General features: G+C 49.6%; 20 protein-coding genes and 1 riboswitch. Of the genes, 13 read left to right on the forward strand and 7 right to left on the reverse strand.

What is annotated here, in order from left to right; genetic code table 11:
- The first annotated feature begins 20 nt into the window (after positions 1-20).
- Entirely contained in the window at positions 21-737 is a 717-nt protein-coding gene (locus ACTJKB_RS09775; protein ID WP_440833572.1) for a DUF2953 domain-containing protein, read from the forward strand.
- Positions 738-804: 67 nt separating this feature from the next.
- Here ACTJKB_RS09775 and ACTJKB_RS09780 read toward each other — a convergent pair whose 3' ends face one another.
- A complete protein-coding gene (locus ACTJKB_RS09780; RefSeq protein WP_440833574.1) occupies positions 805-1,704 on the reverse strand; it encodes a hypothetical protein in 900 nt (299 codons plus the stop codon).
- Positions 1,705-1,938: 234 nt separating this feature from the next.
- On the opposite strand from ACTJKB_RS09780, the gene ytfJ reads away from it, so the two are divergent.
- The 12 genes from ytfJ to glpK all read left to right on the forward strand — a co-directional run bounded on the left by ytfJ (position 1,939) and on the right by glpK (position 14,161).
- Positions 1,939-2,442, forward strand: coding sequence for a GerW family sporulation protein (gene ytfJ, locus ACTJKB_RS09785; protein ID WP_440833576.1), 504 nt, complete (start codon positions 1,939-1,941; stop codon positions 2,440-2,442).
- Between the two features lie 248 nt (positions 2,443-2,690).
- Positions 2,691-3,905, forward strand: a complete 1,215-nt coding sequence (locus ACTJKB_RS09790; RefSeq protein ID WP_440833578.1) for a D-alanyl-D-alanine carboxypeptidase family protein — start codon at positions 2,691-2,693, stop codon at positions 3,903-3,905.
- A gap of 33 nt (positions 3,906-3,938) precedes the next feature.
- Positions 3,939-4,592 carry a nucleoside recognition domain-containing protein gene (locus ACTJKB_RS09795; RefSeq protein ID WP_440833580.1) on the forward strand — a complete coding sequence of 218 codons (654 nt, stop codon included), beginning with the start codon at positions 3,939-3,941 and terminating at the stop codon, positions 4,590-4,592.
- Between the two features lie 52 nt (positions 4,593-4,644).
- Complete coding sequence (locus tag ACTJKB_RS09800) at positions 4,645-5,133, forward strand: spore maturation protein (protein WP_440833886.1); 489 nt, start codon at positions 4,645-4,647, stop codon at positions 5,131-5,133.
- A 472-nt stretch (positions 5,134-5,605) separates the two neighbouring features.
- Positions 5,606-5,950 (forward strand): N-acetylmuramoyl-L-alanine amidase, encoded by a 345-nt coding sequence (locus ACTJKB_RS09805; protein WP_440833581.1) that lies wholly within the window; start codon positions 5,606-5,608, stop codon positions 5,948-5,950.
- A 20-nt stretch (positions 5,951-5,970) separates the two neighbouring features.
- Positions 5,971-6,729 (forward strand): pseudouridine synthase, encoded by a 759-nt coding sequence (locus ACTJKB_RS09810; protein ID WP_074087583.1) that lies wholly within the window; start codon positions 5,971-5,973, stop codon positions 6,727-6,729.
- A gap of 111 nt (positions 6,730-6,840) precedes the next feature.
- Positions 6,841-7,365 carry a thiol-disulfide oxidoreductase ResA gene (resA, locus tag ACTJKB_RS09815; protein ID WP_074087584.1) on the forward strand — a complete coding sequence of 175 codons (525 nt, stop codon included), beginning with the start codon at positions 6,841-6,843 and terminating at the stop codon, positions 7,363-7,365.
- 14 nt (positions 7,366-7,379) lie between these two features.
- Positions 7,380-9,050 (forward strand): cytochrome c biogenesis protein ResB, encoded by a 1,671-nt coding sequence (gene resB / locus ACTJKB_RS09820; protein ID WP_440833888.1) that lies wholly within the window; start codon positions 7,380-7,382, stop codon positions 9,048-9,050.
- A complete protein-coding gene (ccsA, locus tag ACTJKB_RS09825) occupies positions 9,047-10,309 on the forward strand; it encodes a cytochrome c biogenesis protein CcsA (RefSeq protein ID WP_440833583.1) in 1,263 nt (420 codons plus the stop codon). Before resB ends, ccsA begins: the two co-directional genes overlap by 4 nt.
- A 75-nt stretch (positions 10,310-10,384) precedes the next feature.
- Positions 10,385-11,101 (forward strand): response regulator transcription factor, encoded by a 717-nt coding sequence (locus ACTJKB_RS09830; RefSeq protein ID WP_020427515.1) that lies wholly within the window; start codon positions 10,385-10,387, stop codon positions 11,099-11,101.
- Entirely contained in the window at positions 11,102-12,541 is a 1,440-nt protein-coding gene (locus ACTJKB_RS09835; RefSeq protein ID WP_440833586.1) for an ATP-binding protein, read from the forward strand.
- A gap of 126 nt (positions 12,542-12,667) precedes the next feature.
- Positions 12,668-14,161, forward strand: a complete 1,494-nt coding sequence (glpK, locus tag ACTJKB_RS09840) for a glycerol kinase GlpK (protein ID WP_440833587.1) — start codon at positions 12,668-12,670, stop codon at positions 14,159-14,161.
- A gap of 116 nt (positions 14,162-14,277) precedes the next feature.
- Here the strand turns inward: glpK and ACTJKB_RS09845 are convergent, their stop codons facing one another.
- From ACTJKB_RS09845 to serA, 6 genes are all read right to left on the reverse strand, one after another.
- On the reverse strand, positions 14,278-15,270 hold the full coding sequence (locus tag ACTJKB_RS09845) for a 3-oxoacyl-[acyl-carrier-protein] synthase III C-terminal domain-containing protein (protein ID WP_440833588.1): 993 nt from the start codon (positions 15,268-15,270) through the stop codon (positions 14,278-14,280).
- A gap of 103 nt (positions 15,271-15,373) precedes the next feature.
- Positions 15,374-15,724 (reverse strand): hypothetical protein, encoded by a 351-nt coding sequence (locus tag ACTJKB_RS09850; protein WP_074102591.1) that lies wholly within the window; start codon positions 15,722-15,724, stop codon positions 15,374-15,376.
- A gap of 220 nt (positions 15,725-15,944) precedes the next feature.
- Positions 15,945-16,313 (reverse strand): carboxymuconolactone decarboxylase family protein, encoded by a 369-nt coding sequence (locus ACTJKB_RS09855; protein WP_440833591.1) that lies wholly within the window; start codon positions 16,311-16,313, stop codon positions 15,945-15,947.
- 73 nt (positions 16,314-16,386) lie between these two features.
- The gene (locus ACTJKB_RS09860; protein ID WP_440833592.1) at positions 16,387-18,000 is read right to left on the reverse strand and encodes a thiamine pyrophosphate-binding protein; all 1,614 of its coding nucleotides are present in this window, start codon (positions 17,998-18,000) and stop codon (positions 16,387-16,389) included.
- A gap of 138 nt (positions 18,001-18,138) precedes the next feature.
- A riboswitch (cyclic di-GMP riboswitch) is annotated at positions 18,139-18,232 on the reverse strand.
- A 498-nt stretch (positions 18,233-18,730) separates the two neighbouring features.
- Positions 18,731-19,981 carry a methyl-accepting chemotaxis protein gene (locus tag ACTJKB_RS09865; RefSeq protein WP_440833890.1) on the reverse strand — a complete coding sequence of 417 codons (1,251 nt, stop codon included), beginning with the start codon at positions 19,979-19,981 and terminating at the stop codon, positions 18,731-18,733.
- A 283-nt stretch (positions 19,982-20,264) separates the two neighbouring features.
- Complete coding sequence (gene serA, locus ACTJKB_RS09870; protein ID WP_440833594.1) at positions 20,265-21,854, reverse strand: phosphoglycerate dehydrogenase; 1,590 nt, start codon at positions 21,852-21,854, stop codon at positions 20,265-20,267.
- Between the last annotated feature and the right edge of the window lie 199 nt (positions 21,855-22,053).

Raw genomic sequence — 22,053 nt, forward strand, 5'->3', positions numbered from 1 at the left:
GTTGCATGGAGGTTACTCTCGTGACGTTATGGCTGGCAATACCCCTGGCGCTGCTGCTGCTGGTGATTGTACTGCTGCTGGTGATACTGACTTCATACATACATTTTCATTTCCGGCTGTGCAGGCTGGGGACAGATGACCGGATAGAGCTGGATATCAAAGCCGTCTTTGGTTTGGTCAAATTTCATTATGAATTGCCTGCGCTAGTGTTTCAGGGAATGGAAAAGGGTATCAAAGTGAAGCTGGAGGAAAGTGGTATCGCACCGGTCCGCACAGACAAAGATGAAGATGAGCAAATCGACAAGGAACTGGTTACCGTATGGCTGCGGAATATCCGCAAAGCACTGAAGGCGACATATGGTCTGAAAAAATGGCTGGCAAGTACGCTGTCCCATCTCCAGATCACGAAGTTTGACTGGTCCACTGATTTCTCGCTAGGTGATGCGGCAGGTACTGCAACGGCAGTGGGAGCACTCTGGGGGATGAAGTGGACGCTTGCAGGTTGGATATCCAGTCTGGTCCGGTTGAAAAAAGCCCCGAAGCTGTTTGTTGCGCCGGTTTTCCGGGATGACTTGTGCTTTTCCACAGAAGCAGTAATCGTAGGGAAGCTGTCTATGGGCTTCACTTTATTTGCAGGGCTTGTGCTCCTGCGGCGAATTTCTAAAGTGGAAGGCGGACTGCGGCGCTGGAAGGAGCTGTTAATCCGCAAGTCCCCAAGTCCCCGTGAGGAAGAATAGTGAAAGCTAAAAAGGCAGAGACGCAGTATATACCGCGTCCTGCCTTTTTTTATTGTCTTTTAGCGACTTATACATGCACCGGGGTTTTGAACCTGGGGGAGAAGCTCTGCGGATTTTTAGCAGTATCTTCCGTTCTGTACATCATTAAGTCAAAAGCTTCTCCGTTAAGCTCCATGGGGATTTGCGCTCGGCCATCCAGATAGGCCACTGTCCCCAGGGCCATCAGGCCTTCTGCACTGGTGCCTACAAATAATCCCCCAAGATCCCTGACCTGTTTCTTTTTGCTGCCGTTACTCATCATTTCTTCAAAAGTATAGGTTAACGTAATGACTTCTGCCAGATTACTTTTTTCGGTCCGGCCAACATCAATATGCTTAATAAGGAGAGTAGAGTTCTCATTCCGTACAGACTCATCAGGACCATTGACACAATAATGGTACCAAAAATGATGTTCGCCCAATGTCCGGCGGTTACCACCCGGTTCTCCGATAAATACTTGCTCAAAATAGGAGGGGCTGTCCCCTTTACTTGTGCTGAACCAGATCGAGCGGATCGTATCTATCCATTCTTCCTTGGAACAGCCTGCCCGGATATGATGGTAATCCTCAGCATACTTGCGGGCAAGGCGCATAGGGGCCGTAACGGCAGCGTATTCCAGAAACTCATTGATTTCCCCGATTTTTTTAGGTGAGGCCGGATCACTCCGGTTGAAGCGCTGATCATAATAATTATGAAGCTGCATGAACAGATCGTAGGACAGCCGTTTGCCGTCTGGAATGACGACCTCCTTGAAGACAGTGATTTCATTCCTGTCGTCTCCCTCTCCAGCATTCTGCCCGGGCAGGGGATTCATATCTACGACCACATATCCTTTGTGTAAATCCTTTTGCCCGTCGCTTAAGCCCTTGACCAAAGGAATCACGCCGCTGCCTTCCATATCCGCCTGCCAGATCTTTGCGAAAATCATATCTCAGCCTCCACATACAGATTTTTCTGCTTAGGCATCATTTTGGCCTCCCCGGCGGTTTTTATGTGAGGCGAATTGGCGAAGGCTAGATCTGGGAAGATCACCAAAAGCTTTATTATAGCCGCTGTATTTTTATTATTACCCGTTGTACATATCATGCGCGATATATGAGCAAACTGTAACAAGAGTAGGCATTTCCCTTATCTTTTCAGACCGCAGAGGAGGAGTACTTAGATGTCAGATCACCCGATTCAAGGTCTCATGCAGACCGCAATGGAAAATATTAAAGGCATGGTGGATGTCAATACGATTGTTGGCGATCCGGTAGAAACCCCTGATGGCAGCGTGATCCTGCCTATCAGTAAAGTAGCCTTCGGCTTTGCCGCAGGCGGCAGTGATTTCCGCGTGGAAGATGATGCACCAAGTGTTAATGGCACGGGGTCCGGCGTTAAAATGCTTCCGTTCGGCGGCGGTAGCGGCGGCGGGGTATCCATTCGTCCGATCGCTTTTCTCGTAGTGGGTAAGGAAGGTGTGCACATTGTGCCACTGGATAATCAAACCCATTTGTTTGAGAAAATTATCGACGCTACCCCCGGGCTTATTGACAAAATTCAAACTATGTTCCAGAATGGCTCGCAAAATGGTACTCCTGTAGGTGCAGAAGTGGTACCAACCCCTGTGGTCAAAAAAGAAGTGATCAAGCACGAGACGGTCACTTCGGATTCGTCCACGCACTAGCTGTTTAGGTTTGCTTCAAAATGGAATAGCAGTCGTGGGGGATATCGCTTAAACGGCGGTGTCCCTTTTTGTGAAAATATACGAATCTCTATGTTTCACGCTATAAATTATCCTTCTATTTCTCACTGAAACGGATACCGTCCTTAATAAGGAAGGTATCCGTTTCAGCTTGTGATAAAGAAGGACATACCTGTCCATGGACCCGCATACACTTGTACAACACAAGCGAACTGATAAGAAGCCGGAGGATGAACATGAATACACCAAATTTTAAATTGCCGCTGATCCTTATATTATGTGCTCTGCTGCTGGGCACAGCTTCACAGCCTGTCGTCAAGGCCGAGAATAGCTCCATCTCCACCCATGCCAGGGCTGCAGCGCTGATTGATGTGGAATCCGGCAGGATTCTGTACAGCAGCCGTGGGGACGAGCCTATGCTGATTGCCAGCCTGACCAAGATCATGACTGCGCTTGTGGCTATAGAGAACGGAGATTTGCATTCCAAGGTCAAGGTCGGCAAAAATGCCTTTGCCAAAGAAGGCTCGTCCCTGTATTTGAAACAAGGAGAAGAAATGACCCTGGAGGATATGCTGTACGGGCTGATGCTGCGCTCAGGAAATGATGCGGCAACGGCTATTGCGGAGCATGTTGGAGGAACAGAAGAGGGCTTTGTCTATCTGATGAATGCTAAGGCGGAGGAGCTGGGGCTTCAAAATACCCATTTTGCCAATCCGCATGGGCTGGACGCAGAAGGGCACTATTCGAGCGCCAATGATCTGGCTGTGCTCACAGCCTACGCCATGCATAATCCAGTATTCAAGAAGATTGTCAAAACCCGGGAGAAAACGGCTGACAATCCATATGAGAAATGGGACTACAAATGGCTTAACAAAAATAAAATGCTGCGCTTGTATGAGGGGGCAGACGGAGTGAAAACAGGATATACCAAAAAAGCGCTGCGCTGTCTCGTCAGCTCCGCTACCCGCGGGGGCCAGCAGCTTGTCGCCGTCACGCTGAATGACGGGGATGACTGGAATGATCATGCGGCGCTGCTGGATTTCGGGTTCAATCACTATCCGCTCAAGAGACTTGTCGAACGTGGTGAAGGAATTAGCGGCTATGGTTTTGTGACAGGCCGGACATTTTCGTATCCGCTCGGTCAGGGTGAGGAAGCGCGGCTTGTAACCAAGCTTGTACTTCATCCAGAGACAAAGGCAGCTGATCAGCAAGGGACACGCGTCAGCGCAAACTTTGGCCTCAAAGGAATCCTGGTGCTGCAACTCGGCGGGAAGGAGATAGGCCGTGTTCCAGTCTATCCGGCGGATCAGCTGCCGCCAGAGCAATCAGCTTATGAGAAAAAATACAAATCGGCAGGAGCAGCTGCCTATCCGGTGAACAACTGGTTGCAGGCATTCGGAAGCGCACTGCGGGCGCTTCTTCAAATGGGTGACGCAAGAAAATGACCTGAAGGCAGTACAGAATGGGGAGGGAATCACATGATTAATGGGATCTGGCTGGGTATGATCCTCATCGGCTTTGTATTCGCGGCTGTGAACGGCCGTATGGACGCATTCACAGCCGCTGTATTTGACGGAGCAAAAAATGGGGTCACCGTCAGCTTTGGCCTAATCAGTGTCCTGGTGTTCTGGATGGGGATCATGCGGGTTGCAGAAGATGCAGGCCTGCTAAAAAAAATTGCCAGAGTGCTTGGGCCGCTTGTTTCTTTTCTGTTTCCCGATGTACCTAAGGGCCATCCTGCCATCGGCTACATTCTTTCCAACATGAGCGCCAATCTGCTCGGTCTAGGGAATGCGGCCACGCCTATGGGTATCAAAGCGATGCAGGAACTGCAGACCCTGAATCCGGACAAGGAGACCGCGACTCCGGCGATGTGTACCCTGCTCGCATTGAACACGGCCAGCATTACCCTGATCCCGGCGACGCTGATTGCCATCCGGCTGAACTATGGATCGGCAGATCCGGCGGCTATTGTCGGCACGACGCTGGCCGCAACAGCGGTGGCGACGCTGGCTGCTGTTGCGGCAGATAGGCTGTGCCGCCGCCTGGCTCTGCTCCGCAAGCCGCCGGGGCCGCCGCCTGCCGTGCGTCCTGTACATTCTGCGCTGCCGCATTCTTCCGTGAAAGGGTGAGCCTGCCTTGTTTCAGCTAATCAGCCTTATCTCGGCCTGGGCAATTCCGGTCATGATTACCTTTATTCCACTATACGCATTTACGCGCAAGGTCCCGGTCTATGAGTCCTTTGTCGAAGGGGCCAAGGACGGCTTCGGCACCGCTATTGCAATTATTCCTCATCTTGTGGGCATGCTTGTCGCTATTAGTGTTTTTCGTGCATCGGGTGCACTGGACTTTCTCATGAGTTTCATCGCACCCGCCCTTAAAGGGATAGGGGTGCCGCCGGAAGTATTGCCGCTCGGCTTGCTGCGTCCACTTACAGGTACCGGCTCGCTGGCTTATACCACAGATCTGATCAGTGTCCATGGGCCCGACTCCCTGATTGGTATGATCGCCTCCACGATCCAGGGGAGCACCGATACCACCCTGTATGTGTTGACCGTCTACTTCGGTGCCGTAGGCATCCGCAACGGGCGTTATGCTCTTAAGGTCGGCCTCTTTTCCGACATTGTCGGCTTCATTGCCGCCATTGCAGTGTGTCTGCTGGTGTTTGGATGATGCTTCCTGCTGGTCCGTTAAGGTAGTGGCCTGCTTTATAAGCAGTGCGAATTTTTAGCCAGCCCAGCAAACCTAGCAAGCCTGGCAGCAATGCGGGTCTTGCTGACCCCACAAGCGCCTGTAAGGCCGCTTGTAAGCCCTCTACCCTCCCCCTTTGAGCGGGTGAGGGCTGTTTGGTTTTTATCTTTGAAAGTGTCTACCCGCGTTGACGGAGTAACGAAGAGGAAGTTTGGAACTGTAGGAGCGTCAGCGACCGCCTTTATGTTTGGGTTTCTACCGCAATCAGCGGAATAGAATCAGGAAATCCAAACATAACAGCGGCCGGAAGTCCAAACATTCCTCGTAGTTACAATTAGTCAACGTTTTTTGCCCAACCCGCACGGCATCCCTCAAAGATTTTCAAACAGCCCCTCACCCTACTCCCCCCTGCATCATATGCTATTGCAGCATTACGGAGGGAGTCTGATAGACGATGGAGTATAAAGGTTTTATTCTGCATCATTCCCGCTGTCCGTCCATTAATGGCAAGGGCTTTGACTTCTGGGTAGGAGCAGATGGTTCGATTTATGCCGCACCACTGTTGACGGACCCGGAATATGTTCATGTTTGCCTGGAAGGCAACTACGGGGAAGAGGATACATTGCCGCCTGTGTCTGAGCGTGGGGTTCAGTTGTTTGCGGCCAGCAAACTCATATTGGAATTGGCTTCGCGTTATCAAATGGACCCGTTAGTGGTGGAAACCCACACAAAAACCTGTCCAGGAGCATTTTTTCCATGGAATGAACTTGTGATTTATCCCGCTGATGGTTATCATTAACCTGAGGTGAATAGTCGAAAATGGAAAGATTACAGAAAATATTGGCGCAGGCAGGTGTAGCGTCGAGACGCAAGTGTGAAGAAATGATTTTGGCCGGTAAAGTGGAAGTCAACGGGGAACTCGTAACTACGCTTGGCACGAAGGTGGACCCCGCAACAGATATAATCAAGGTCGCTGGTAGACTAATCCGGGGCGAGAACAAAATATACATTATGTTCAACAAGCCTAAAGGTGTAATTACAAGCGCATCCGACGATAAGGGACGCAAGGTGGTAACGGATTACCTGAAAGGGATCAAAGAACGCGTATACCCTGTAGGCCGTCTGGACTATGATACGGAAGGGCTTCTGCTGCTTACGAATGACGGGGAGTTTGCCAACCTGCTCACGCATCCGAAGCACCATGTGCCCAAAACGTATCTTGCCACGGTCAAGGGGGTTCCGCATGGAACCGCGCTGGACAAGCTGAAAGCCGGTATCAAGCTGGAAGATGGTATGACCGCTCCGGCGGAAGTCGAATACAAGGATATTGATGAAGTAAACAAAGAAACAGTCATCAGCATTACGATTCATGAAGGCCGCAACCGTCAGGTACGGCGTATGTTCGAAGCGATTTCCCATCCCGTCATCCGTTTGAAACGGATTTCCTTTGGGGATATCCTGCTGCAGAATCTCAAACGCGGCTCATACCGCCATTTGACCAAGGATGAAATCAATCATCTCCAGCAAATCGCCAAAGCAGGGATGCTAAAAGCTAACCCGACCCGCAAAGACACATAAAGTTCACAATTGCCCCTCCTAAAACTGTGACAATATTCGTTATAATGTTCATAGGATGTTCACACCTAAGAACTAAAGTAATGAGTTGCGTCACAGAAGGGGGCCTGGCGTGTGGGCAAAGCGAGAAAGCCGGTTCAAATCATCATTCTGTTCGTAATACTTCTGCTTGGAGGTTATGCAATCGGTTCCTCGGTATTTGGAGGGGATGGCAAGCCTAAGGAAGGCGGAAAAGCTCCGTCTTTTGAACTGCTCGGGCTTGATGGCCAGACCCATACGTTGAACGAATACAAGGGCAAGTCCGTGGTGCTTAATTTCTGGGGGTCCTGGTGCGCCCCTTGCGTCAAGGAGATGCCTGCACTGCAGGCACAGTGGGAGAAGTGGAAAGATCAGGGTGTAGTGGTTGTAGGCGTAAATGTCGGTGAGGATCAGATGACAGTCGAGAATTTTGTCAAGCTCGTTGATATCAATTTTCCCGTGGTGATGGATAGCGGCCGCGACGCCGTCCGCAGCTATGGTGTGTCACCGCTTCCAACCACCTTCTTCATTAATGCGAAGGGCAGGGTGGACAGCATTCATATCGGACAGCTGGATCTCGGCACGCTTGATGACCAGATCAGGAAGCTGGTGGAGCCGTGACGGATAAGAGACCCCTGATTACTAATACCAAATGTGAATGCGGGCATCAAAATCCGGTGGGAACGGTCCTTTGCGAGGCCTGTGGTAAGCCGGTCGACGGTGGAGAACAGCTCTCAGAGGGCAATCTGGAAATGCGGTATGACGGTGTAGCCCGGCGTTCACAGCGTGTAAATCCCGGGGTGATTGACCTGGTGTGGAATTTTTTCTCCTCGGTCAAGATCGCTATTTACCTGATCGTGCTGACATTGCTAGGCTCCATGCTGGGAACGATATTTCCCCAGGAGAGCACTTTTCTCAATATTGATGCATCAACCTATTATCAAGAAACGTACGGAACAGCCGGGGAGATTTACTATAAACTCGGCCTTTCGCACACCTATGAATCCTGGTGGTTTGTGTCGCTGCTTGTGCTCATTGGAGCTTCACTGGTCATTTGCAGCCTGGACCGCGTGCTCCCCCTGTACAAGGCCTTAACTCGGCAAAAGATTCGCAAGCATAGGCAGTTCCTGACCCGCCAAAAGGTAGTGCTTGTGACTGAACTGCTGGATGAACCTGAAGCCTGGGTCGCACGTCTGGTGAAGCCCCTTCAGAAGAAGGGCTACCGTGTCCGGACAGAGGGAGGCGCGCTGCTCGCCGAGAAACACCGTTTTAGCCGTTGGGGGCCTTATGTGATACATATTGGCCTGATTATTTTTTTACTGGCTGTATTGGCCAGAGGTCTTCCGGGACTGAACATGGATCAGCATCTGGCTTTTCAACAAGGTGAAGCCGTGAGGATTCCAGACACTACCTATTATCTCAAGAACGAGAAGTTTACCGTTGAGTTCTATACGGAGGATGAAATGCCCAAGGAATTCCGCGGGATCAAAATCCTTCCGAAACTTTACGAAACTAAGGCTGTTCTCTATGAATGTACTGCGGATTGCACGGATCCCTCGAAAGAGCCGCAGCTGGCCGAGGTGGCCAGACATAATATTCAGGTGAATTCACCGCTCAGCTACAATGGTTTGAAAGCGTATCAGTTTGACTATGACCTCACCCCGGTGCTGCGCTCGGTGCAGCCGGAACTCACAAATTCCAAGAGTGGTGAGGTCTATGGCAAGTTCAAGCTGGACATGAAAAATCCGCAGCGGACAATTCAGGCTGGCCCCTATACGCTGGAACTAAAAGAGAAGTATATGGATTTCGGTTTGAACGATAATGGTCAGCCGGTGTCCAAATCTCCCTATCCGAATGCTCCGGCTTTCCTGTTCCTGATTACGGGGCCGGATCTGCCGGCCGGAGGGCAGCAATATTTCTATTTTCCGAAACAGGTGGACAAAGAAAAGTTCCAGATGGAAGCCATCAATGACAAGCTTGGCGGCAGTGGCCGGTTCCTGGAGCTTGAGGTGCGCAGCATGGGCGATGTGGATTTCTCGGAGTCTACGGCATACTTGAACATACGTGTGGACCGGGCGATGCCTTTTGTATGGATAGGGGCAGGGATTGTCATGCTTGGCTTGGTCCTTGGCTTCTACTGGCAGCATAGACGGATATGGCTGGCTATCGACCATGGAGAGCTGGTACTCGGAGGCCATACGAACAAGAATTGGTTCGGCTTCCGCCGTGAGATCGTTTCGATTCTGGCGAAGGCAGATTTGACCGTGGATGAAAAATCTCTGGACAACGGGGGAGGCCTGGCATGAGCTTGCTCGACTTCAGCAGTGACGTCTTTATTGCCGCATTTTTTTTATACAGCGGGTCGTTCATGTTGTATACCATTGCGATCATGGGCCGGAAATGGTCCGGCAGGAAGCCAGAGGAGCATACCGCCCGCTGGGGAAGGATCGCCTTTATCGTATCCTCCTTGGGTCTGGTCTGTCATCTTGCTTATTTCTTCACCCGCTGGTCCGGTTCAGGGCATATTCCGGTCAGCAACATGTACGAATTCATGACGTTTTTATCCATGATGGTCATGGTAGCTTTTACCGTGATTTTCTCAATATACCGCAAGATCATTCTTGGAGTCTTTGCGGTGCCGATCTCGATCATAGTCATGGCCTATGCGGCAGTATTTCCCCAAGAGGTTCAGCCGCTGATCCCTTCACTTAAATCGATTTATCTGAATATCCATGTCACGCTGGCAGCACTGGGCGAATCTTTCTTTGCCGTTGGTTTTGCCGCCGGCCTGATGTATCTCCTGCGTACCGTGGATTTCACCAGCAAGGAGAAGAGTGACCGCAAGCAGCAGCGTCTGGTCGAATTTACTCTGTTCTCAATCATTGTTATAATTGGGTTCCTTGGATCGGTTTTTGCATTTCGCGGCGCAGGATACGAAACGGTTTTCGTTCGTTCTAACGTTACGATTGACAGCCCCGGGCAGGGAGATAGTACAATAGAGAAAGTGAGTTATAAAATGCCACCAATCGTGGCACCTTACCATAGCGAAATTGAGAGCTTTCAGCCGTTTCTTGGAATGAAGGAGCCGCTTTTCGAAGCGCCATCCTGGATGAATGGCGTCAATGCCGGACGTAAATTCAACACGGTTCTCTGGTCGCTGATTTCCGGTGCGGTTTTATATGGAATTCTGCGTCTGGCTGCCCGCAAACCGCTGGGCAGAGCGATTCATCCTGTCCTGGATGGAATTGATGAGAATGACCTCGATGAAATTACGTACAGGGCGATTGCCATTGGCTTCCCGATCTTTACACTGGGGGCTTTAATTTTTGCAATGATATGGGCACAAGTGGCCTGGGGCCGGTTTTGGGGATGGGACCCCAAAGAAGTCTGGGCACTGGTCACTTGGCTGTTCTACAGCGCCTACCTGCATTTGCGGCTGGCCCGCGGATGGCAGGGGCGCAAATCCGCATGGCTCGCCGTACTCGGCTTTCTGGTCGTAATGTTTACCCTGGTTGGAGTTAATCTGGTGATTGCCGGACTTCATTCCTACGCCGGAACAGACTAAATCAACAATCTGCCGATGAAGCGCTAATACTTGAGGGTAACGTTGTACTGTAATTGATGAAGGGGTTGTTGTGAAATGGCAGAGCATTTGAACAGAATACTGGTGGTGGATGACGAGGAGCGCATTCGCCGCCTGCTCAAGATGTATCTTGAAAAAGAAGGTTACGAGATTGATGAAGCTGAAGACGGAGAAATCGCACTTCGCAAAGCAACGGCCAATGACTACGGCCTGATTCTGCTGGATGTGATGCTGCCTGGAATCGATGGCATTGAAGTGCTGACGAGGCTCAGAGGTGTTAAATCGACACCTGTTCTGATGCTTACAGCCAAAGGTGAAGAGATCAACCGGGTGCAGGGCTTCGAGATGGGGGCGGACGATTATGTCGTCAAGCCTTTTAGTCCCCGTGAAGTGATCTACCGGGTGAAGGCGATTATGCGCCGCTCTTCTGCGACAGCCTTTTTGTCCAAAGAGAGCAATTCCAGCAACAATATCGTATTTCCCCATCTCATCATTGAACATGATGCACACCGGGTAACCGCCGGCGGCCAGGAAGTAAGCCTGACTCCGAAAGAGTACGAGCTGCTGCATTATTTGGCTATTTCACCGGACAAGGTGTTCTCGCGCGAAGAGCTGCTGAAGGATGTGTGGAATTACGAATTCTTCGGGGATTTGCGAACAGTGGATACACATGTCAAAAGACTTCGCGAGAAGCTCAATAAAGTATCACCGGAATCTGCAGCGATGATTACCACGGTATGGGGAGTAGGCTATAAGTTAGAGGTGCCCAAATAAGTGAAATTCTGGAGAAGTCTTGTCGGGAAGCTGTGGATCACGATCATCTGTCTGGTTGCTGTCGTGCTTATCACACTGGGATTGTTCCTGCTGCCCTATATTGACAGCAACTTCGCCAATTCCGGGGCGATCAAACGCTTGTTCACTTATGTCTGTATGATAGGGTTTTCCTTAACGACGTTTTTTGCTTTGTTCCTGTTCACCAAGATCACACAGCCGATGCAGCAGGTCATTGAGGCGGCGAATAACATTCGCAAGGGCGAATACGGGACGAGACTCACACTGGTGACCAGTGACGAAATCGGCCAGTTGGCTACCTCCTTCAATCATATGGCGGAAGAACTGGAAGAAAATATCCGCAGCCTGAATCATGAGAAGGGTCATCTGTCTAGTGTTCTGCGCAGCATGAGCGACGCGGTGCTTACCTTTGATGTCGAGGGGCAGATTATATTGACCAACCCGCATGGCCAGGCTCTACTGGAGACGTGGAGTGATCTGAGTTGGGAGCAGGAGAGTGAATCCGAGGTCTATCCGCAAGTGGGGGTTGACAGCGCAGTACCACCTCCCTTACGGCCCTTGTTCTTCAGTACCCTGAGTGAGGGAGGGGATCAACGCTCCCAGGTGCATGTACGTCAGGGAGTCTGGTCAGTTCACATGGCTCCGCTATACTCGGACGATGCCATTCGCGGAGTAGTGGCTGTATTGCGTGATGTGACTGAAGAGGTGAAGCTTGAGAAGATGCGCCGCGACTTCGTCGCTAATGTTTCACACGAGATCCGTACTCCTCTATCGATGATGCAGGGTTACAGTGAAGCCTTGCTGGACGGCATGGCTTCTTCTCCTGAGGAGAGCAGTGAGCTGGTTCAAGTGATTCATGACGAGTCACTGCGGATGGGGCGGCTGGTGAAGGATCTGCTCGATCTTGCACGCATGGAAGCCGGACACACTGATATGATGAAGGTGCCGGTGGATATGGAGGCACTTCTGGAACGGGTATACCGCAAATTTTCTGTTCGGGCCAAGGAGCGGGGAATCCACCTTGAACTGAACTTCGGGAGCGACACACCGCTCCTCAAAGCGGCTGACGAAGACAAGCTGGAGCAGGTGCTGACCAATCTGCTTGACAATGCGTTTCGGCATACACCTGCGGACAAGCACATCAAAGTTCTAACAGGCTCTGCTGTACTAGAAGGCCGCCGTTATCTGGAGATTACAATCCGCGATGAAGGGGTAGGTATTCCTCCGGAGGATCTTCCATTTATTTTTGAACGCTTCTACAAAGCGGACAAAGCCCGTGTGCGGGGAGAAACCGGGGGAACCGGGCTTGGACTTGCGATAGTCAAAAATATCGTCGAGTCGCATCGCGGAACCATCTCGGCTTCCAGCAGGTTGGGCGAAGGAACCGAGTTCATTCTGCGGCTTCCTGTCGAAAAACAGTAAACCCAAGACAATGTATGACAGCGCCTCTGACCGCAGAGGTGCTTTTTGTTGAAACCACCACATTATTCTTGTTCATCGTGGAACATACGCTATGCTTACGAAGCCAGTTTTAGGAGGCCTATAGAGATGATTTTATCATTAGACCAAGGAACTACAAGCTCGCGCGCGATCTTGTTCGATTATGAAGCAGGGATGATCTCTCAGGGGCAATATGAGATTAGCCAGTCTTTTCCCCGGCCGGGATGGGTAGAGCATGATCCGAATCAAATCTGGGAGACACAGCTGGCGGCAGCCAGAGAGGCCATAAGAGGAAGCGGGAGGCCCGCTGACGAGATATCAGCTATCGGTATTACCAACCAGAGGGAAACCGCTCTGATCTGGGAGAAGGCCAGTGGGAAGCCTATCTACCCGGCCATCGTCTGGCAAGACCGCCGTACGGCCGAGCAGTGTGAAGAACTGAAACGGCGCGGACTTGCGGATGTCATTGCTGCCAAGACCGGTCTTGTAGTGGATGCCTACTTCTCAGCAACCAAGCTGGCCTGGATTCTGGATCATGTTCCTGGGGCGCGTGAGCGCGCGGACAGAGGCGAACTGCTGGGAGGAACCATTGACACCTGGCTGATCTGGAAGCTCACAGGAGGAGCCGTCCATGCAACGGATGTGACGAATGCCTCGCGCACCATGCTCTACAATCTGCATGAGCGGACATGGGATGAGCAGCTGATTGCGGAGCTTAGGATACCGCGTTCGATTCTACCTGAAGTCAGAATGTCCGGTGGGGAATTCGGATCAGCAAGCAGTAAATGGTTTGGAGCTCAAATTCCAATTCGCTCGGTGCTGGGAGATCAGCAGGCCGCCTTGTTTGGGCATACCTGTCTTGAAGCCGGAAGTGCCAAGAATACATACGGCACCGGCTGTTTTATCCTTATGAATACCGGGACTGAGGCGGTAGCCTCCAGCCATGGACTGCTGACAACGGTGGCCTGGGGCATGGGAGAGGAATTGTATTATGCTCTTGAGGGCAGCGTGTTCGTAGCCGGAGCGGCGGTGCAATGGCTGCATGAAGGCCTGGGGCTGATTGAAGGTCCTGCAGACTCGGAGGGAAAGGCGGGAGAAGTGGAGGATAGTGAAGGTGTTGTAGTCGTTCCGGCCTTCACAGGACTGGGAGCGCCCTACTGGGACATGTATGCCCGCGGAGCGGTGTTTGGTCTGACACGCGGAACTACGGCTGGTCATCTGGTGCGGGCTACCCTGGAATCCCTTGCTTTTCAATCAAGAGATGTAATCGGTGCGATGGAAAAAGATGCAGGCATGCCGCTCACGGGGCTGCGGGTCGATGGCGGAGCGGTTCGCAACGATCTGCTTATGCAGTTTCAAGCGGATATTCTCGGCAGCGAGGTTACACGTACCATGTATGCAGAGACGACCGCACTGGGGGCAGCACTGCTTGCCGGTCTGACGTCAGGGATTTGGACCCGGGAGCAGCTCGAGAGCTTTAATAAGGCTGAGAAGGTATTCTCGCCTACAATGGAGCCGGCAGAGCGTGAGCTTCGTTACCATGCCTGGCAGGATGCTGTGTCGCGAACCATGGGCTGGGAGAAGCATGAAGGTCACCGTTAAAGCGTGTGGGAAGAATCACGAGCAGAGCAGCGAACTTATATATGGACTAATCGCAAATGGCCCGCGAGCAGATTGTCTGCTTGCGGGCCATTTTTTATATTCACATGAATGAGGGCTTAGTATTCCATTACAAAAGCTACATTTTGCCAGCCTGCGCCAACGGTCCAGAAGAGCACTTTGTCACCGCGATCAATCATTCCAGTAGTCACTGCTTTGTGCAGGGCTACAAAAGGACTGCTTGTCGAAGTATAGCCGAATTCATCGCCGATGTAGACCGCTACATCGGTGTCGATGCCTGTTTTGTCGGATACGGCGCGAATATTAGGAAGGGACAGCTGTGAGAAGCAGGCGGCTTTGATTGACTCGGGAGCAATCTCATTATTGCTCAGCAGTGTATTGATTGATTCCGAGGCTGCGTCCACACAAATGGAGTCATCAAAAGGAATGAACTTCACATTGAACTCTCCGGCACCTACACCACCACGTCCAAGGTTGGCTAAGCCTTCTGCAGGAAACATCGAGTTCCCATAGACACATGTGTCTGTCTGGTAAATAGAATCAATGAAGCCTACCGAATTCTCGTCCCGCTCCAGAATAACGGCAGCGGCAGCATCACCAAAGTTAGCATAGTAGACTGGATCGTTTTTATCCGCATGCGGAGCAACGTGGTCTGAGCCGATCACCAGCGCGCGGCGGATTCTTGGATTGGCCATCATTTGACGGCTTACCTGTTCCACCGAAGCGGTCATACCTGCACAGTTGGCGTTACTATCGATGCAAATGGCGTGGGATGCGCCACCGATTAAACGGTGAATCATGAGTGAGTTCGTCGGGAAGATGTATTCAGGAGTCTGACTGGCATAAGCAATCAGGTCGATGTCGGCCCCGGTAAGCCCGGTCTTGTCCAGTACGTTGCTTGCCGCCTCAAAAGCCATGGTCAGAGAGTTCTCTTCATTGCTGTCGATGCTATAGCGGTTATCACGGCCAAGAGTAGCCAGGAGGCCACGGATATCAATACCTTTTTCGTCAAAATGCTGTATGAAAAAGTCGTTGCCAATCTTTTTGCTTGGATGATAGATATCAATGTCCTTAATTCGTATCCCGGCCATGGTAATCCTCCTAAAAGTTAATGAGCGATTCTTCCCGTCCTCAAGTTTTGTACAAAACTTGCTTCTCAACCATCATTCAGGCTGGTGAGCCTTGAAACAATACTTAAGATTGAACGGTCGAAGTAATCTCCAGGTTTTCAAGTCCAGCCTTGCGGCCGAGACGCGCGAGCTGCATTTTAAGGATAGGGTTATTTTCAAGGGTCAGGCTTACCTTTTCAAAACCATCTGCTTTGAACATGATAAAGCAGCCTTCCAGCAGAGGCACAACATCAGGAGCTGTAACATTTAATTTTCTGCAGTCAATTTGCAGTGCATATTCTGAAGGTGTGATCGGGTTAACGGTCTGCTGATAAGCTTGAATCGATTTGAGACCATCCTCATTGGAGAAAGTGCCTTCTAATTCAATATTAATGACCTTGTTAACAGAATCGGTTTTCAAAATAAATTTACCCATGTGCTCATCTCTCCCAAAATTAAATGTGTGATACGAATAACGGAATGTCGACTGTACGTTGTCGTTCAGTCATAGAATATATCCAAAATAACTTGTAGTTTTACGCCTGGATTCGACACAAAAACCATAGTTTTGGGATATTTTCCCTCTAATATAATCATATATTTCTCAAATAAGCAAGAAAAAAGTCGAATTGTGTATAAAATTGTTGAAAAAGAATTTATTGGATTTCCTCAAGCGTTGCTAGCAGCACATTAAAAGCAGTAATGACTCTTGGAGCGCCGATACAAGGCACCAGATGCAGTAAGATCCCTTTGATCTGATCCACAGTCATTCCGACGCTGAGCGCCATCACATAATGGACCCCGAGCTGCTCGAATTGCCCCATAGTAATCAAAGATGAAATAACAGCAATTTCCTTCCAGTCGGAACCAATCGTTGTGCGCTGAAAAATGTCCCCGTAGGCGTTGCCCATGATGTACTCGGCCAGTTCGGGAAAATGCTCTTTAACTGGAGCCAGTGCTTTGGCGCCGTAGTCGCCGGACAGGTTGGTAAAATGCTTTAGACCGCTGTTAATGGTGTTATCCACAGAGATGCCTCCTGAATTTTAATGAGCGGCAAGGATCGGCCATGAAAAGCATGATTCTTACCGCTGCTAAATCTTAGTTGAGATTCAACGTCCTATGGGCCGTTGGAGGCACTTCATCACGGTCCGTCAACAATTCAATGACAGCTACACGGTTTGACGCAACAGCGGCTTGTACAGCAATGTTGAATTGCTCCGCAGTTTCGCATTTGTAGCCTGTAGCTCCGAGTGACTCAGCGAATTTCACGGCATCCATAGGTACCTCGAAGATCGTGCCGTCAATTCTGCCTGTGGTCTTCTCCATCCCCTTAAGCGCCATATCCAGCTGCATGTTATTCACTACGATAAAGATTACCGGAATATTCTTGCAGACTGCGGTGTTGATTTCAGCACCAAGCATCATGAAACAGCCATCCCCGGTTATGCAGAAAATGGTTTCTTCAGGGGAAGCCACCTTAGCGCCAATAGCCATGCCAATGGAGTTGCCCATACAGGCAAAATAGGCATCGAAGACAAAACTGCCCGGTTTTTTCACGTTGTACCATTTCACAGCGTTGAAGCCATGGCTGCCGTCATCCACAAAAACGGTGTTGTTGTAAGGAATCAAATCGCTCAAGGTACTCATGACCGAAGCTAATGACAGCTTGGAGAGAACAGGCAACTCTTCCGCATAATGAACATCGGTTTCTGATATGTGTTTTTTTATAGCAGCGGTATCAATATTCTTTAGATAAAAAGCCAAGTTGTCGCGTAAATCGCCGCCTATAGAGATGGTCTGTGAAGATAAAATTTTTCCTACGAAGGTAGGGTCTACGTCAAATTGGATAAGTGTCTTCGGGTGATTTTCAGCCTTTAGATTGCAGATGGTCATGTCACTCAGACGTGATCCAAGCACAATGAACAGATCACTGCGGTTCAATAAATCTTCACCGTGCTTGCAGCCGCCAACACCAATTGGTCCATGATACAACGGGTGATCCCAAGGGATCGCACCTTTGCCTCCCGGTGAAGTAACGACAGGGATGTTAAAAGTTTCAGCCAGCTGAATGAGCTCTTGGTGTGCAGTAGAACGGTTAACCCCTTTGCCGGCAATAATAATAGGATGGCTGGAGGCATTGATTGCTGAAATCACGCGTTCGAAATTAGCAGTGCTTACGAGATGTTCACGCTCAGGGATCACTATCCGGCATTCTTCCAGCATTTCCGTCTGCACATCAAACGGGATACATAAATGGACCGGACCGCGCTGTCCGCCTAACGCGATAGAAATAGCATGGTTAAATAGGGTGCTAAAATGATCGCCGCGCTCCACCATTTTACTAAAGAGTGTAGCGGGTCTGAACATGTCCGCCAGGTCGGCCAGATAAGACGAAGAATCCTGGCACTGGGGAATTCCCAGTTCTTTGATAGATTGATGTCCGGTAATGAACAGCACAGGCAGGTTGTTCGCTTTAGCATGTGCTGCAGCAGTAAGGAGGTTGGTTCCGCCTGGACCCGAGGTCCCAAAAGCTACACCCAGCCTGCCGGTTTTGAGAGCATAGCCTGCTGCTTCGAACCCGGAACTGGACTCATGTCTGCCAGGAATAAATTCAATCCCGTAATCAACCATTTTCAGAACTACGGGACAAATAGACTTACCGATTATGCCAAAAGAATGTGTTACGCCGAGGTTTCGTAGTGCCTCAGCCATATAATCTGCGACTGTTTTCAGAAAATCCACCTACCCAATGTTTTTATTTAGCAAAAATAGAAAACCTGCACTCACGAGAGTACAGGTCGGCTGCAATGAATGACCGTAAAGAACAAGGTTTCCCCAGACCTTCGGTTGTTCAGCAACCTGGCTGTCATGGTCCCAAAAAAATGAGACTGTAGATCCATGGCTTTGCGTCATTCCCTTTCGGAGAATTTTGCCGTTATGATGCATTGAAAAAATGCATATTTTTACTTTACAATATATTTCTAACTCCTCTTTTGTCAATATATTTGTGCTGAAAAGCTCAGTTTTTGACGAAATTAACGAACAATGTTGATTGTAAAAAGACGTGCAGTTTAGAGTGGAAAATAGGGCGAACCCCAAAATATTCTAGTACAAAAAAGTCTTAATAATACAAATTGTGGAGTAATATTGAAACGGAAATCGAATAGGTACATGGAACTATATTTTTATCGGAAAAAGGATTATTTGACCGAAACAATAGGACGGAGCCTTTCTCTATCTGGGTTAATAAGGCTAGTGAACGAAACACCCTTCAGATCCAATCGCATACATTTTATTATTTTCAGTAAAAATAGCGGAGAGAAGTGCAAAAGAAATAACAGTTCTTACTGCTGCGAAAAAACCGGATTAATTGAAAATAACATTGATTATTTTGTGAACAAAAAAAGACCGCTTCATATGAAACGGCCTGAGAAAAAAGAGGTTAAAATTTGAAAATGTGGATCGTTTTCTGGAGTTGGAATACAGCTTGGGTCATTTTCTCTGTTTCTACGGCAACAGACTGAAGGGCATTAATTTGTTCGTTCATTGCTGCTGATACCTCTTGGGTTCCTGCCGCAGTTTCTTCAGTAATAGCAGAGATGTTTTCGATAGCTCCAGAAATTTTCAACGCGCTCTCCAGCATGATGTCACTCTCAGAAGAGAAGGAAGCAATTTGCTCAGTTATGTACTGAACGCTTTGCACAATCTGGGCGAAAATATTCGCTGTTTCAATGATCATTTCATTTTGTACTTGAACGACTTCCTCATTGATGGCAATATTCTCAATCGCTTGCTTGATATCGTTCTCAATACTGCGTACCAGACTGAATACTTCTTTGGTGGAGGCTGTAGATTCCTCGGCAAGCTTGCGCACTTCCTGGGCTACAACAGCGAAACCACGACCATGATCACCGGCACGTGCAGCTTCGATCGATGCATTGAGTGAGAGCAGGTTGGTCTGCTCGGCGATTTCTGTAATGGTTTTGGTGATCATCGTGATCCCCCGGGCATTGTGTGATAGTGCTTCAATCGTGTCGGCGACCTTCTGGGTAGCTTGTATATTCTTGCGCATGCCTTCTGCTTGAGTATCCACGGATTGGCGGCCTTTCTCAACTAATTCTAGCGTATGTATGGAACGTCTGTTCATTTCTTTGGTAGAGCTTGTGTAATTTGAAACCTTGGTTTCAATGTCTTTGATGGATTCGGTCATATCGGCGATGTCCACGGAAATTTCATTTGCGCCTAGAGCCAGTTCATTGGAAGAGGAGGAGACCTGGGCCATTACGATCTTCAGATTCTGATTCTTGTCCTCGATCCCGCGGCTGGCATCCATAACCTGTCGGGTAATCTGCGACGCTTCGGTAAGTATTTTCTTCAGCTTGTCGACCATCGTATTGAAGGAACGGCTGACTTCACCCATGGAACCGTTCTCATCTGCCCGGGTTGTAAAGTCACCCTTGGCAATCGTGTGGGTTACGTTGGAGATGTCATCAAAAGAGGATGTAAGCGTTCTCTCAATGAAGCGTGCAAGAGGGAAGGTCAGTGCAGCCAATACCGCTACCAATATAATGCCGATAATCATCTTGCCCATCACTACAAGTGTGATTAGTACAGGGACAGCGAATAGAGCGGCAACCAAGTAACAACCGGCTACAATTCTCTGTTTTAACGGAAGCTTGTTCATCCAGTCCATCATAAAAAGTTCCCCCTAAAATAATGTTGTGTATTGTAATATTATAGGCGTTTTCAGTGGATCTGGTCTATTGTAAGAATTGACATAAATATGCTCAAATAGGTCTTTCGGGTATGAATTTTATGTGAATCTCTTCATATAATGAGGTGGTTTTGTTCAAAGGGGAAATTTCTACCTACTAGTGCTTCAGACTCAGAAGCTGCGCCATCTGATATAAAAAAACGCTCTTGGAACAGCAGGCGGTTGCCGGCTATCCAAAGAGCGTTTGCTCATGGGTTACTTTTTACAAGATAATTTCTTCCGCGGTATTGATTTCCGGCAGTCCTGCCAGTTTCACCAGAACGGCTTTCGGAACCGCCTTATCGACGGTGAGCAGCATGATCGCAGCACCACCAACGATTTTACGTCCTACCTGCATGGAGGCAATATTGACATCGTTCTCCCCGAGCAGTGTACCGACAGCACCGATAATCCCCGGTTTATCGTTATGCGAAATTACAATCTGATGGCCTTCCGGAGCAATATCGACCGGGAACTTGTTGACCTGCACGATCCGTTCACCGTAGCCCTGCAGCAGCGTTCCCGCAACCAGACGCTCTTCTTCAGGATCCGCCTTTAATGTAACTGTGATAAGGTTGGTAAATCCCTTGGTCTTAGACGCTTTAGTCACAATTACATTCACATCACGGGTTTTGGCCAGATGCATCGAATTGACAATGTTCACATCTGCGCCAAAGTGGCGGGAAAGTACGCCCTTGACGATATACCGGGTCAGTGGCTGTGTATCTACATCGGACAGGTCGCCTGCATATTCCACTTGGATTTCGCTGATCGCGCCATCGGTAAGCTGGGTTGCAAAGCTGCCTAGTTTTTCGCCTAGTGTGAAGTAAGGCTGAAGTTTGTTCATCACGCTTGGAGCAACAGGAGGGATGTTCACAGCGTTAATGAACGGCTCGTTGCGCAGAATGTGCAGCACCTGCTCCGATACATCGATAGCAACGTTCTCCTGGGCTTCTACGGTGGAAGCGCCAAGATGAGGCGTTACGATGATTTTGGGATGGGAGAGGAATGGATGATCGGCTTGCGGCGGCTCCTTCTCGAATACGTCAAAGGCTGCTCCGGCCACAATACCGCTGTCGATGGCTTCTACTAACGCCATTTCATCAATCACACCGCCGCGTGCACAGTTGATGATGCGCATGCCTTTTTTCATGACTCCGAACTGCGGACCAGAGATCATGTGGCGGGTTTCCGGGGTGAGTGGAGTATGCACAGTGATGAAATCCGCGCCGCGTACGATATCGTCTACCGAAGCCAGCTTCACTTCCAGTTTTTCCGCACGGTCAGCGGTCAGGAAGGGGTCATAGGCAAGAATGTTCATGCCAAAGGCTTTGGCACGCTTAGCCACTTCGCTTCCAATCCGGCCCATACCGAGCACACCCAGTGTTTTGCCGCGCAGTTCCACTCCAAGGAATGTTTTCTTATCCCATACTCCGGAAATAGTTTTGGCGTAGGCTTGCGGAATATGGCGGGCCAGAGCCATCATCATAGCAAAAGCATGCTCACAGGTCGTGATTGTATTGCCGTCAGGGGCGTTGATAACAACGACACCGCGCTGTGTGGCTGCCTCCAGCTTGATATTGTCAACGCCGACACCAGCGCGGCCAATGACCTTCAAGTTGGTGCCCGCTGCAATAATCTTCTCAGTTACAGTCGTCTGGCTGCGTACGAGCAGGCCATCATATTCGCCAATGATGGCGATAAGCTCGTCTTCGCTGAGTCCAGTCTTTTTGTCTACAGTCACATCACTTGCGTCCATTAATTGCTGAATGCCCAAATCGCTGATCGGATCCGATACTAGTACTTTAAACATGGTTTCTTGTCCTCCTTAAATTTGGAAAGCTATATATGCCCAAGGATGCCCTGAAGAGGCAGTCCACAGTACCAGAAGCCAAATAACTAGTGAGAAATATGTCAGAGGAACGCGCTGTCGCATAAAAGAAAGAGAGTGCAACAGACCGAAAAATCCAGACAGTGGGCCATTGTACACCCTGGAACTGGGAATTAAATAA

Origin of the sequence: Paenibacillus sp. 22594, assembly GCF_052044425.1 — a bacterium.
Classification (GTDB): domain Bacteria; phylum Bacillota; class Bacilli; order Paenibacillales; family Paenibacillaceae; genus Paenibacillus_AQ.

Excerpts from the sequence above, each read along its gene's own strand:
- ytfJ (WP_440833576.1), top strand. The coding sequence starts at position 1,939 with ATGTCAGATCACCCGATTCAAGGTCTCATGCAGACCGCAATGGAAAAT.
- ACTJKB_RS09845 (WP_440833588.1), bottom strand. The coding sequence starts at position 15,270 with ATGGCCGGGATACGAATTAAGGACATTGATATCTATCATCCAAGCAAA.
- ACTJKB_RS09780 (WP_440833574.1), bottom strand. The coding sequence starts at position 1,704 with ATGATTTTCGCAAAGATCTGGCAGGCGGATATGGAAGGCAGCGGCGTG.
- ACTJKB_RS09850 (WP_074102591.1), bottom strand. The coding sequence starts at position 15,724 with ATGGGTAAATTTATTTTGAAAACCGATTCTGTTAACAAGGTCATTAAT.
- ACTJKB_RS09805 (WP_440833581.1), top strand. The coding sequence starts at position 5,606 with ATGGAGTATAAAGGTTTTATTCTGCATCATTCCCGCTGTCCGTCCATT.
- ACTJKB_RS09810 (WP_074087583.1), top strand. The coding sequence starts at position 5,971 with ATGGAAAGATTACAGAAAATATTGGCGCAGGCAGGTGTAGCGTCGAGA.
- ACTJKB_RS09795 (WP_440833580.1), top strand. The coding sequence starts at position 3,939 with ATGATTAATGGGATCTGGCTGGGTATGATCCTCATCGGCTTTGTATTC.
- ACTJKB_RS09830 (WP_020427515.1), top strand. The coding sequence starts at position 10,385 with ATGGCAGAGCATTTGAACAGAATACTGGTGGTGGATGACGAGGAGCGC.
- ACTJKB_RS09800 (WP_440833886.1), top strand. The coding sequence starts at position 4,645 with ATGATTACCTTTATTCCACTATACGCATTTACGCGCAAGGTCCCGGTC.
- ACTJKB_RS09865 (WP_440833890.1), bottom strand. The coding sequence starts at position 19,981 with ATGGACTGGATGAACAAGCTTCCGTTAAAACAGAGAATTGTAGCCGGT.
- glpK (WP_440833587.1), top strand. The coding sequence starts at position 12,668 with ATGATTTTATCATTAGACCAAGGAACTACAAGCTCGCGCGCGATCTTG.
- ACTJKB_RS09860 (WP_440833592.1), bottom strand. The coding sequence starts at position 18,000 with ATGGCTGAGGCACTACGAAACCTCGGCGTAACACATTCTTTTGGCATA.
- serA (WP_440833594.1), bottom strand. The coding sequence starts at position 21,854 with ATGTTTAAAGTACTAGTATCGGATCCGATCAGCGATTTGGGCATTCAG.
- ccsA (WP_440833583.1), top strand. The coding sequence starts at position 9,047 with ATGAGCTTGCTCGACTTCAGCAGTGACGTCTTTATTGCCGCATTTTTT.
- ACTJKB_RS09790 (WP_440833578.1), top strand. The coding sequence starts at position 2,691 with ATGAACATGAATACACCAAATTTTAAATTGCCGCTGATCCTTATATTA.